Here is a 12,276-nt window from a genome sequence, read left to right as displayed (position 1 = left end):
TTGCCTTAATGGCAGTCCTATAAATACATATGTCTTCCATATTTTATCACGCAAACCGCTTTACACAAAGCAGAAGGCGTTTAACCCATTGAAGAACAATTTTCCATTTCAATCTTACTACTTCCGGTGGAAAAAACAATGCTTTTGAGTGAAATTATTCCCGCTTTAGAATGTAAAGCGCTTTCATTTCGATAAAAGTCCTCCATTTGGAAATTATTGCATGCGCATGGGGTTTTCGCGGTAGAAACGCACCTGATTTCTCCCTGATTTTTTGGACTCGTAAAGGGCCGAATCCGCCCGTTTGACGAGTTCTTCAACATTGCTGCCATCTTTCGGATAAAAAGAAATGCCGATTGAAGCAGTCGGAGTAAAATGATGGCCGTCGATCCACCAGCCTTCTTCAAGCTTTTGATGGATCCTTGTTACAAGGCTCTTTATCTGCATTCCCGCTCCTTCAGAAGTTAAGCCTGGCGCAGCGATGACAAATTCGTCCCCCCCCCCGATTCTTGCAGCCATATCTGCCGGGCCGATCGATTCACCGAGAGCCCGTCCGAAGCTGGAGATAAATTCATCTCCGGTATTATGGCCGAAGCTGTCGTTGATCGACTTAAAATCGTCTCCATCGATGTAGAGCAGTGCAATCCAACTTTGGTCTTCCATGGCTTGCTGTTCCAATGAGGTAAATTCCTGCATCATCAACCGACGGTTCGGCAAGAGGGTCAGACTGTCATGATAAGCCATAAAATGCAATGTCTCTTCAAGTTTTTTCCGGTCAGTGATATCAAACATGATTGCCAACACTTGATAAATGGCGCCTTCTGCATCTTTTAACGGAATGATTGTCGTATCCACCCAGAAAAATTCGCCATTTTTCTTCAGGCTTTTCATCTCGCCACGCCATATTGCCCCACTGTGGATAATGGTCCTTATATTGTCATAAAAAGCATCCGGAATGACCGCTCTGCCGATTGTTGCAATTTGCATGCCCAGCAACTCTTCTTTTTCATAACCTGTTGTGCCTTTGAAATTGTTGTTGGCAAAAAGAATTGTCCCCGAAGGCTCCCATATTGTAACCATCGCCGCATAATTTAAAGCGTCTTTATAGCTTTCCAGCACATTTTCGGTTTTCTCAATTCTTCCTTCAACTGAATTCCATCTGCGAGCTCCCTGTATACAATCTGAAAAGCACGAATCGCACCGCCTTCTTCGACAGGCGAAAAACTGACGGAAAATTTCCCTTCGTTCCCCGCCTGCATTTTGGTGCTTGTGATAAATGATGGAATTCTCTTGCTTTCTTCAACATTGCCCAGTTCAGCCAGCACTCTGGTCAAAAATCTTTCGCTGTTGTTCGGCAGGGTCATGAAAGAATCTCCCACCCATTGCTCTTTAGACACTCCGAAAATATTCTCATAGGCGGGGTTCATGTCGATGATCATTAAATCAGAAGAGATCATAATCATCGGATCGACTGAATTTTGTACAAGTGATTGATAGAAAAGGTAATCTTCTTCAATCGTCTTTTGTTTCCCGACATTTTTTGAAACAGCCAATAGATACAGATCGCCTTCATGAGGGATTTTGGTAACCTCTGTTTCATTGGCAGCATTATTTTTGCTGAAAAGGTTGTAATCCCGATAACGGTAAGCTTCGTTTCGGGATTCTGCAATGCGGTACTGTTTCTTTATCTCTTTCGCGACCGGAACCGGCATACTGGCATCCACTGTAGTGCCAGTGAGCACCTGCTTGAATGTAGTATGGCAAAGAGCGTTGACATACTCGTAAACGTACGTGTCGCCAGACTGGCGCATAAAAAAAACCAGGTCTTCCGAGTTTCCATATAATAGATCCAATTGTTCCTTCGTAAAAGGGCCGCGCATAAAATCACTCTTTTCTTTAGGCAAATTGCTCAACAACATCGGAAATATTCTCTGTGAACTTCTCATAGTGCCGCTGTTCATCCAATTTTACTGAAGACAAAAAACCACTGTCCTTAGCTGCATTTTCCCATTGATATTCGTGCAGGGAAATCCGCGTAGCATTGCCTGTCAGCAATAACTGGTAGATGTCGGCATCCTTTATGACGGTGCATTTGACCATGCCGCCCGGATTGTAGACCGCCACTTCACCAAAAGGCTCCATGCCCGCGATACAGCTGATGAGCGCCGAAGCGGTCATCGCAGTTCCACAGGCATTGGTAAAACCGACACCCCGTTCGAAGGTCCGAACAAAAATGCCCTGCTCAAGCTTGGTCACATAGCTGACATTCACGCCGTCGGAAAAAAACGGGTTTTTTCCATTGAATTTTTCCGCCCAATATTTCTGGTGGGAGCTGTCTTTCTGTATTTCTTCTGAAACAATGCCGATCAAATGTGGATTCGGCACTGCTACCGCGGAAAATAAAATCTCTTCTGAAATTTCCGGAATCGGCTGAAGAATCATTTCCGACCGGTTTTCGTATTCCATCGGCAAATCTTCCAAACGGAATGAAACAGGTGATATTTCGACAGAATAGGTCTCAATTCCCTCCATCAGCGTTTCTTCTCTGCTGACGCTCAGGTCCGCTTTCATCGTTTCGATGACGGCGGAACGGATGCCTTCTTTTTCACAAACATAGCGCGCGACACAACGCAGGCCATTGCCGCACATCGACGCTTCTGATCCGTCCCGGTTGAAAACCCTCATTTTCGCGTGGCAATTGGCTGATGGGAGAATGACCAGCAGGCCATCCACTTCCTCGTCCAGAACGCAAAGCTGCAATGCCAGCTCGGCGTAATCGCTTCTTTCGGGGCCTTCCACCATATAAAAAGTATTCATCGACCCATGAACTTTCTCCAACACTACTTTCATCTCGCTCACTCCAATATCAGCGTTTCTTCGTATGCGCAACGACCAATTTCGCCATTTCATAAGCCGTTTTTGGCGGTTCAGCAGCATTCATGTTTTCAATCAGAATTTCTTCGCCAGCTTTCAACTGTTCCATTGCTTTCAAAAAGCGCTCCGGGGTTGCTTCCTCTTCTTCAAGGACGTGTGCAAAGCCGTTTTTGCGAAAGAGTTCAGCATTTAAGATCTGGTCGCCCCTGCTTTTCTGCCTAGACAATGGAATCAGCAACATCGGCTTTTTCAAAGCCAGGAATTCGAAGATTGAGTTGGATCCTGCACGGGAGACCACAAAATCAGTCATATGCAATAGGTGTGACAATTCATGCGTCACATATTCAAATTGGCAATACTGTTCCATCCCTTCGAATTGTTCTTCTACATTGCCTTTTCCGACAAGGTGGATCACATTGAAAGTTTTCAGGAGCTGCTGCAGGTTCGAACGGATTGCCGTATTGATCACTTCGGATCCCTGGCTGCCGCCCATCACCATAAGCACCGGCAAATCATTGTCAAAATGGCAGATTTCCCGACCTTTGGCAGCCGAACCGTCCATCAATTCGCTGCGGATGACAGAGCCGGTGCAAGTGGATTTGACTTTCGGCACATACTGCATCGTTTCCTTAAAAACCGTGAATATATGATCGGCGAAAGGCATGGCGATTTTATTTGCCAAACCCGGCGTCACATCCGATTCATGGATGATGACAGGTATACCCATAAGCTTTCCGGCCATCGCCACCGGTACGGAAACAAATCCGCCTTTGGAAAAAATAGCAGCCGGTTTTGTTTTCCGAATAATATTCATCGCCTGTGCCAAACCAGCCACTACACGGAATGGATCGGTGAAATTTTTTACGGAAAAATAGCGTCTCAATTTTCCGCTGGAGATGGCATGGTATTTAATTTCCGGATAGGAGTCGACGATCAACTCGTTTTCAATGCCGTTTTTCGAACCGATATATTCAACGTCGTAATCCATGCCAATAATTTCAGGAATCAACGCCTGATTGAGTGAAACGTGGCCGGCAGTTCCTCCGCCGGTTAATATTATCGTGCGTTTATTCATTATAAAATCCTACTTTCATCTTCTGATTTCCTGTACAGATGTCCTTAAGGCCGCACGAACAGCGCAGATTTGTATGCTATACTAATCTTAATTTGCCCCAATGGCTAGTGCAACTCAGGAGGATGGACCATGTATGAAACAAGTACGAAATATGAAAAATTAAATTTATTGGTGAAAATTGTTCTTCCAATTTTAATAACGCAAGTTGCTATGTATATGGTCACTTTTTTTGATATCTACATGACCGCCCGCTACGGCACCGAAGACCTGGCCGGCGTTTCGATCGGCTCGTCGTTCTGGGTTCCGGTATACATCGGACTGGCGGGAATCTTAATGTCCATTACTCCAATTGTAGCACAATTGATGGGGGCCAAGAAAAAAGAAAATGTCAAAGAAGCCGTACAGCAAGGGATTTACCTGGCAATTCTTCTGGCAGTCATCGTCTTTGCCTTCTTTTTCCTGTTTATCGATGTGCTCCTCGGATTCATGGAGCTGGAACCGTTGGTGGCTGACGTCGCCAACAATTACATCTTCTTTATGAGCCTCGGCCTCATCCCGCTGTTCGTCTATAACGCGCTGCGCTCTTACATCGATGCTCTTGGCGCTACGCGGGTCACAATGGTCATCACTTTGCTGTCTGCGCCGCTCAATGTATTTTTCAATTATCTGTTCATCTTCGGGAATTTCGGTTTTCCGGAACTCGGCGGCGCTGGTGCGGGGCTCGCTTCCGCGATAACCTACTGGCTGGTCCTCGGGATTGCGGTGGCGATCATTCAGACCCAGAACCCTTTTGCCAGTTACCGGATTTTCCGAAATTGGGAGAGAATCTCAATCGTCCGCTGGAAGGAAATCAGCCGGATCGGGGTGCCGATCGGGATTTCCATCTTTGCCGAAACAAGCATCTTTTCAGCGGTGACGTTTATGCTGGCCGTCTACGGCACAATTACCATCGCCGCCCACCAGATCGCATTGAACTTCACTTCCCTGCTGTATATGCTGCCGCTCAGTATCTCGATGGGCGCAACCATTCTGGTCGGCTATGAAGTGGGTGCCGGACGCTTTAAAGATGCCCGGCAATACAGCTGGCTGGGAGTCGCTACGGCCATAGCAATCAGCTTTGTTTCGGCCAGCATCCTGTACTTTATGCGGGAACCGATAGCCCAATTGTATTCATCCGATCCGGCCGTAATCGAACTTGCCGTCCAGTTTCTGGTGTTTGCGGCGTTATTCCAATTGTCTGATGCCATCCAGGCGCCCGTACAGGGGGCTTTGCGCGGTTATAAAGACGTCAACATCACCTTCATCATGGCGGTGATCTCCTATTGGGTGATCGGCCTGCCAGTCGGTTATCTGCTCGCCAGGTTTACTGAATACGGAGCTTTCGGTTATTGGATTGGACTTATCGCCGGTTTGACTGCGGGAGCAGTTACGTTATCCATCCGCTTGCTGTCGATCCAGAAAAAAATCAGTTCGGCTGCAGTGAAATAAAAGAGTTATGCGCCTTGGTTGGCGCATATTTTTTATTTTAAAGGGATTTTGATGGTTTTATTGAAGAAATAAATCCAATTTTTTCCTTTTTAAGACGTGAATCTATGGAATAAAAAATTTTATGATCGCCAAATGTCATTTATGATCGGCAAACACATGTTTATGATCGGCATATTGGGTTTTATGATCGCCAAAACCTGGTTTATGATCGCCATAAATATTTCTCCCTTTTATACCTATCATTCCAATAAAAATCCATAAAAAAGCCACCCAAAAACACGGGTGGCCAGCATCGCTGTTCACTCCAATTGAGCGGCGATTTTTTTATAGGACTTGATTAATTCATCTTGCTCACCAGGAGTCAAAGGGGCATTTCGTATCCGCTCCACAGCAATTGCAAGCTTCTGCTCCTTCGATTTGCGGACGCGTGGATGCGTGAGTTCATCCTTCAATTCGATGATGATCATTCGTTTCATTTCCTCTTCCGATTCTGCCGATGCAGCTGCCATCCGTTGTGGCCAAATCTTTCTGTAAGCTTCAAGTGTCATGGCAATTCCACTCCGTCAATGCCTTCACCGATTACCACGATCTGCGGCTGCATCTTCATATACTCCGGCAGCCATTGGGCCATGCCATATGCATATTGGAAAGCGTGGGGATATTTATCCCCTTCGAGCGGCACATAGCCTTTTATGCGATAAACCGTCTCCGGCAGATTTCTCATCCACTGTTCGAAACTTTCGCGTTTGACGGGCTCTTTGAAACGGAGCACCTTCGTATTCAAATTTAATTTCCCGATTTCTGCAGTTTCAAGCGCCTCTTTTGGTCCGGTGGATAAAGTCTCCAACAGTTTATAAGGGATTTTGGCTCCGGAAGTCTGAATGATTTTCGCTTCGGAATTTAAAGACTGCAATCCGAAAATCACATCCCCCTGCTCCTTGTCGGTCAGCAAATCCATCTTGTTCGCTAATATCAGGTCTGCGTGCCTGATTTGTTCAAGAAATAACGAACGGATTTGCGGTGACAAACGATCTCTTTCCAACCAGCGCTTGCTGTCTGCCACCGTCACGATGCCACGGAAATTCAGCTTTTCAGCAAATAAAGGGGAAAAGATGGCGTCCAGCGCTTCAACCGGATGCGCGGCGCCTGTGGTCTCGATCAAAATGACATCAAACTCTTCTTCTGCCAGTAAAGTCTGAATTTGTGCCTCGGACTTTTCTGAACCTGTGCAGCATATGCAGCCGTCCAGCAGTTCCTTGAGCGGCACCCCGTCTTCCACTTCATCTGAATCGATGGCGAGCTCGCCCAGTTCGTTCATGAATACAGCCGGCTTCAAGCCCGCTTCCCTTATCTGGATCAGCATATTCTTCAGCAGCGTCGTTTTGCCGCTGCCCAAAAACCCGCTGAATAAATAAACATCTTTCATATTAGCCCTCCTTTGAATTAACTCCATCTATAGATACCTAAAGAAAAGGTCCGCTTCCGCGGACCTTTTTGCCTTATTCTTCTGTATCTTCTTCTGTTTCTGCAGCCTCTTCTTCTGTTTCTGGAGTTGAAGCTTCGATGCCGGCTTCTTCCATGATAAGATTCTTGGCTTCAAGAAGCATCGGGTCATCTTCTTCAATTTTTGCACGCAGCTCATCCATTAGAGCAAAAAGGCTGTCGCCCGTCAGGACGCCTGTAACTTCAAGCTCCTGATCTTCCTGGAAGTTTTCAACTGCTTTCTCCATCTCTTCTTCAAACACTCCATCGACTTCTCCGACTTCATATTCCAATGCCTCCAGCATTTTTTCAGCTGTACGCACCTGTTCTGAAATCGTTCCGTCTTTCAATTCAAGTGAAGCATCTATGAATGGCAATGAGGCATATTCGGGATAAGCAACTTCGACATCCGGCTCGATCCCTTTTTCATGGATCCAATTGCCGTCCGGCGTAAGCCATTTGGCTGTCGTGAATTTCAGGTTTGAACCGTCGGCCAGGTCATTGGCTGTCTGTACAGTCCCTTTACCGAAAGTGGTTTCCCCGACAAGTTGGATACCTGCGGATTCGCTCATCGCCCCTGCGAGAATTTCCGAAGCTGATGCGCTGCCTCCATCGATCAATAAAGTCACGGGTATCTCAACTTTATCGCTTTCTGTGGCCAGGTAAATTTCAGGCTCAAGCCCTTTTGCCTGGACCTCGAACATTTCTTCGCCCTCTTCAATGAAGAGGTTGGAGATATCGAGTGCAGATTGCAATAATCCACCCGGATTCTGGCGGACATCAATAATCATTGCTTCCATGCCTTCTTCTTTCATATCAGCGATGGCAGTCTCCAGTTCGTTGAACGTTTCCTGAGAAAAGCTGGTGATTTGGATATGCGCTACATTATCGCCGATCATTTCTGAATATACCGTCTCAATCGGAATTTCGTCCCGGACGATTGTAACGTCGATCGGATCATCCAAGTCCCCGCGGACAATCGTTAAAGTGACTTCGGTCCCTTTCTCCCCACGGATCAGCATAACCGCTTCAGTCGTACTGAAGCCCTGGATGCTTTCCCCATCAACCGCTATAATCTGGTCGTTGGGCTGAACCCCCGCTTTTTCAGCCGGAGAATTCTTGATCGGTGAAACAACCGTTATATATCCGTTGCGTTCCTGGACTTCTGCCCCGATTCCTTCAAAACTCGAAGAGATTCCTTCCATAAATTGGGAGGCTTCTTTTTCATTCATGTAATCCGAATACGGATCGTCAAGTGACTCGACCATGCCGTCGATGGCACCATTGATCAATTCTTCGCGATCAACGTCTTCGTAATATTTGTTCTGGATTTCATCATAGGCGGTATAAAGTTTTTGGAATTCCCGGCGTTCCGGCGAATTCACTTCAACCGCCTTCTCATCGCCGAAGGTCAAAGCAAAAACTGTCAATCCGGCCGTGGCCAATATCAGCACAACCACCATCATAATGAAAGAAAAAGTTTTCAATCGAATATAATGCCCTCTTGATTCTTCTGCGGGTGGCAATTGTTCATTTCCCTCTTTAGGATGTTTTTCATCCATTCATTTCACCACTTTCATAATTGCCGGCAGATCAGCATTCTTTTAGCCGGACTTCAATATTCGAAAAAAAGACTGTATGGACAGTCTCTGTTTTCTTTTGGAGATTTGGTTTAGTCCTGGATTGCCGCTTCCAATGCAACGATGATCATTTCGTTGAAAGTGGTTTGGCGTTCTTCGGCGGAAGTCACTTCTCCAGTCAGCAGGTGATCACTCACTGTGAGAATCGATAAAGCCTGTGCTCCGAACTTGGCGGCAAGCGTGTAAAGTGCCGATGATTCCATTTCAAGGGCAAGCACACCGTACTGCGCCCATTTTTCGTGCTCTGCGTGGTCATTGTAGAAGACATCTTCCGTGAAGACGTTTCCGACACGCAAGTTCAGGCCTTTTTCTACTCCTGCATTGTAGGCTTTCAGCAATAAGCCGAAATCAGCGGTTGGAGCGTACGTGACATTGCCGAAGATGATGGCATTCATGTTTGAATCAGTGGAAGCGCTTTGAGCCAAAATCACGTCGCGCACTTTCACATCTTTGTGGATGGATCCGCAAGTACCGACACGGATCAATTTCTTCACATCATACTCAGCCATCAATTCTGTCGTGTAGATGGAGATGGAAGGAACTCCCATCCCAGTGCCCTGCACAGAAATGCGTTTGCCTTTATACGTTCCCGTATAGCCAAACATGTTTCTTACTTCATTGTACAAAGTTACATCTTCCAGGAACGTTTCTGCGATATATTTTGCACGCAACGGGTCTCCCGGAAGAAGGATCGTATCGGCGATATCGCCTTTTTTAGCATTAATATGAACACTCATAAATAAAACCTCACTTTATTTTAGTCGTACTAATCATACTGTTTTTTGCTGTTGAGTGCAATGAAGAGCACTAATAACTTGTGTATTCTTCCCACATTTCATCGAACACGGATGCTTTCATGACAGGATGCGCATGTTCTTCGAGATAACGTGAAATCTTTTCGAAGTCCCTTGCTGTTTTTGGAAAGTCATGGTCCAGAAACATGGCGTCGGCAAAACGCGAATAGTCATCGGCATCGGTCTTTCCACGGTATGACAGCGCAAAATGATAAAAAGATTTTTCCATACTTGTCGGACCCACTCCTCCAATCAAATTTAAAACCCCGGACAAGCGGCCCGGGGTGATGTAATTTTTAATTGCGTTCTAAATTATTCGAAAAGCTCCTTGTATTCGGAATACCCTTCTTTTTCAAGGTCTTCCTTCGGCACAAAGCGCAGGGCTGCGGAATTTATGCAATAACGCAAGCCACCCAATTCCGATGGTCCATCAGGGAAAAGATGTCCGAGATGCGAATCAGCTGATGCAGAGCGCACTTCTGTGCGGCGCATTCCGTGGCTCGTATCAAAACTTTCTTTCACTTCTTCCGTTTCGATGGGCTTGGCGAAACTCGGCCATCCGCAATGGGCGTCGAATTTATCCTTTGAACTGAACAGCGGTTTTCCTGAAACGATATCTACATAAATACCGTCTTCAAAATGCTTGTCATATTCCCCCTGGAATGGCGGCTCAGTGCCACTTTCCTGTGTCACATGATATTGCATCGGCGTTAGTTTCTTCTTCAAATCTTCCTTCATGTCCGATCACCCCAATTTTTTTGAATAAAAGCGGCTCTGCCAGAACCGACAGAGTATCGTTCGTAATGCGCCGGGTTTTTTTTGTAATAATCCTGATGATAGGTTTCAGCCAGATAGAATGGCTTGGCCTCAAGTATAGGCGTTACCACCGGTTTATCAAACTTACCGGACTGATCCAGCTCCTTTTTCGACTGTTCGGCCGCTTCGCGTTGCTCTTCCGAATGATAAAAAATGGCCGGAGCATAAGACGAACCGCGGTCAAAGAATTGTCCGCCCGCATCGGTCGGATCTATCTGGGACCAAAATACCTCGAGCAGTTTTTCATAAGGGTAGATGTCCGGTTGGAATTCGATCTCCACTGCCTCTTTATGGCCGGTTTTGTTTGTGCAGACTTGTTCGTATGTCGGATTCTTAAGGTCTCCGCCGGTATAGCCGCTGACAATTGATTCAATGCCCGGAAGACTGTCGAAAGGTTTGACCATACACCAAAAACAGCCTCCTGCAAAAGTCGCTTTTTCGATTTTCATATTCCTGCACCTCTTCCTTATTGGCTAATGGTGACTCGCAATCGTATATCGTCTTCTTCAAGATTAAATGATTCAGCTCTTACGCTGATGCCGTCGTCCAGCGGGATATCGGAAAGACGCAAAAGAATTTCCTCCGCGCCCGGATTGACTTCCATGAATTCCGGCAATGTGACAGAATCGCGCAATAGTTTCAATGCAGACTCAGGCGGAATGTCGAGCATTCCGACATTGACCGATTTCTGCTCCAGCAACAAATTCCCATCTTCCTGCACATACGGTTCAAAACTCAGCAGAATCGGCAGTGTCATCGAAAATACCTTCAATTCCGTTGACAGTGATACATCGTCGTTTACAGATAACGTCAGCGGCATCGGCTGGTCCTTCATCGCATCCTGGATATACGTATTGGCAATGCCTTCGAAATCGGCTTTGGAGGTTCTTACTGTGACAGTATTGCCCTCGGCAACTGCGCTTTCTTCAGCTTCATAGCTGATGTGATCCTCTGCAGGAATAGTTACATAAAACACAAAAGCAATTAAAAATAATATATTAACAGCCAGTAGCACAATAAATGCTGACCGCCATAACTTCATATACCCTCAACCCCTGTCTTCAAATATCATGCCGCACTCTTCCATGCGTTCCAAGATTCGTTCTGTCATTAAATCGTACCCGTTGCCGTTGGGATGAAAGAAATCCGTGTGATACACAAGATTGTCATTGCCTTCAAAAAGATCCTGGACCGGCACAAAACAGGCCTGGGGATCTTCCGCCAATGTCTCTTCCATCGTATCGTTATAAGCTGCCATTATTTCATCGAATTCCTGGATTTCATCCGTAATCAGCGAGAAGGGATTGTACACCCCGACCATAATCAGCGGAGCCTGAGGGTTCATTGAACGAATCGTGGAATAGATGTTCTGATAGCGGTTCTCATAGAGGAGCAATTCTTCTGAAAAAGCTGCAAGGTTCAGGTTAAAAAGATCCCTTTTTACGATACGCATGATATCATTGCCGCCGATTGTCATCACAATATAATCGGCTTCGGAAACCGGCCCTGTCAATTCACCCTTCTGGAACATGGACAATAATTGGTCACTGCGCCGTCCGCGTTTGGCTGTATTTTCAACAACCGCACCGACGACACCGGGCCACTCCCTGATTTGGGATGTCAGCCGGCCCACATACCCTCCTCTGTTATCTTCGTCCCCCACCCCCTGGGAAAGCGAATCTCCCAGGGCGGTGATAATCAATGTTTGGGGAATAAAGTTCGGCGGTACCTGATAACCGGCAAATGCCGTCTGTACCCGTGGGGTGGCTTCGTCTTTGCCGAAAATAAAAGAGGAACTGCATCCCGCTAATAAAACTGTGGCCATTACTATGATAAACAGGATGCGTTTCACTCTTTTCTCTCCTTTACTGTTATGAGAACTGTTTCCAGTGTCAATCGTTTAACGGGCGCTTGCGCTTTTCCTTGTTGTCCAGACTCCAGCGGCCCAGCTCTTCGGGTCATAAGCCGGTCCAGTGTCCAGGCTCCAACGGCCAACTCCTTGGTCTTAAGCTGTCCTTCCTATACGGCAAAGGGCGCCGCTTCGGAAGTTCATCTTAAGCCTTTCGGAGCTGAACGGCCGTTTCCGCATTTCGAGACTATGCGGCAAAGA

Annotated in this window: 14 protein-coding genes; 1 reads left to right on the top strand and 13 read right to left on the bottom strand. The window is 46.4% G+C overall.

The features are described 5' to 3' along the window. Positions 1–213: 213 nt before the first annotated feature. The 4 genes from DIJ65_RS16545 to DIJ65_RS08430 are packed head-to-tail and all read right to left on the bottom strand — an operon-like array spanning position 214 to position 3,946. Positions 214–1,116 carry a diguanylate cyclase domain-containing protein gene (locus DIJ65_RS16545; protein WP_230321354.1) on the bottom strand — a complete coding sequence of 301 codons (903 nt, stop codon included), beginning with the start codon at positions 1,114–1,116 and terminating at the stop codon, positions 214–216. After that, positions 1,089–1,877 (bottom strand): PAS domain-containing protein, encoded by a 789-nt coding sequence (locus DIJ65_RS16540; protein ID WP_230321347.1) that lies wholly within the window; start codon positions 1,875–1,877, stop codon positions 1,089–1,091. The genes DIJ65_RS16545 and DIJ65_RS16540 overlap by 28 nt, the downstream gene beginning before the upstream one ends. Positions 1,878–1,893: 16 nt before the next feature. Continuing rightward, the gene (gene dapF / locus DIJ65_RS08435; protein ID WP_117301264.1) at positions 1,894–2,847 is read right to left on the bottom strand and encodes a diaminopimelate epimerase; all 954 of its coding nucleotides are present in this window, start codon (positions 2,845–2,847) and stop codon (positions 1,894–1,896) included. A 16-nt stretch (positions 2,848–2,863) separates the two neighbouring features. Then, entirely contained in the window at positions 2,864–3,946 is a 1,083-nt protein-coding gene (locus DIJ65_RS08430; protein WP_117301262.1) for an undecaprenyldiphospho-muramoylpentapeptide beta-N-acetylglucosaminyltransferase, read from the bottom strand. A gap of 129 nt (positions 3,947–4,075) precedes the next feature. On the opposite strand from DIJ65_RS08430, the gene DIJ65_RS08425 reads away from it, so the two are divergent. After that, on the top strand, positions 4,076–5,434 hold the full coding sequence (locus DIJ65_RS08425; RefSeq protein WP_117301260.1) for an MATE family efflux transporter: 1,359 nt from the start codon (positions 4,076–4,078) through the stop codon (positions 5,432–5,434). 299 nt (positions 5,435–5,733) lie between these two features. On the opposite strand, the gene DIJ65_RS08420 is transcribed toward DIJ65_RS08425, so the two are convergent. The 9 genes from DIJ65_RS08420 to DIJ65_RS08380 all read right to left on the bottom strand — a co-directional run bounded on the left by DIJ65_RS08420 (position 5,734) and on the right by DIJ65_RS08380 (position 12,018). Further along, a complete protein-coding gene (locus DIJ65_RS08420; protein WP_117301258.1) occupies positions 5,734–5,982 on the bottom strand; it encodes a hypothetical protein in 249 nt (82 codons plus the stop codon). Next, positions 5,979–6,860, bottom strand: a complete 882-nt coding sequence (locus DIJ65_RS08415) for a CobW family GTP-binding protein (protein ID WP_117301257.1) — start codon at positions 6,858–6,860, stop codon at positions 5,979–5,981. Before DIJ65_RS08415 ends, DIJ65_RS08420 begins: the two co-directional genes overlap by 4 nt. 73 nt (positions 6,861–6,933) lie before the next feature. Then, positions 6,934–8,478 carry a lmo1851 family serine protease gene (locus tag DIJ65_RS08410; RefSeq protein ID WP_117301255.1) on the bottom strand — a complete coding sequence of 515 codons (1,545 nt, stop codon included), beginning with the start codon at positions 8,476–8,478 and terminating at the stop codon, positions 6,934–6,936. Positions 8,479–8,588: 110 nt separating this feature from the next. Then, the gene (deoD, locus tag DIJ65_RS08405; protein WP_117301254.1) at positions 8,589–9,293 is read right to left on the bottom strand and encodes a purine-nucleoside phosphorylase; all 705 of its coding nucleotides are present in this window, start codon (positions 9,291–9,293) and stop codon (positions 8,589–8,591) included. Between the two features lie 70 nt (positions 9,294–9,363). Then, complete coding sequence (locus tag DIJ65_RS08400) at positions 9,364–9,579, bottom strand: YozE family protein (RefSeq protein WP_117301252.1); 216 nt, start codon at positions 9,577–9,579, stop codon at positions 9,364–9,366. 83 nt (positions 9,580–9,662) lie between these two features. Further along, complete coding sequence (gene msrB / locus DIJ65_RS08395; protein ID WP_117301250.1) at positions 9,663–10,088, bottom strand: peptide-methionine (R)-S-oxide reductase MsrB; 426 nt, start codon at positions 10,086–10,088, stop codon at positions 9,663–9,665. Next, a complete protein-coding gene (gene msrA, locus DIJ65_RS08390; protein ID WP_117301249.1) occupies positions 10,085–10,615 on the bottom strand; it encodes a peptide-methionine (S)-S-oxide reductase MsrA in 531 nt (176 codons plus the stop codon). The genes msrB and msrA overlap by 4 nt, the downstream gene beginning before the upstream one ends. A gap of 17 nt (positions 10,616–10,632) precedes the next feature. Further along, on the bottom strand, positions 10,633–11,208 hold the full coding sequence (locus DIJ65_RS08385; RefSeq protein WP_117301247.1) for a YpmS family protein: 576 nt from the start codon (positions 11,206–11,208) through the stop codon (positions 10,633–10,635). A gap of 6 nt (positions 11,209–11,214) precedes the next feature. Further along, the gene (locus DIJ65_RS08380; RefSeq protein WP_117301244.1) at positions 11,215–12,018 is read right to left on the bottom strand and encodes a GDSL-type esterase/lipase family protein; all 804 of its coding nucleotides are present in this window, start codon (positions 12,016–12,018) and stop codon (positions 11,215–11,217) included. Between the last annotated feature and the right edge of the window lie 258 nt (positions 12,019–12,276).

The sequence above is a fragment of the Planococcus salinarum genome, from assembly GCF_007004625.1.
GTDB lineage: Bacteria > Bacillota > Bacilli > Bacillales_A > Planococcaceae > Planococcus > Planococcus salinarum.
This window is presented reverse-complemented; position numbering and strand designations above follow the sequence as displayed.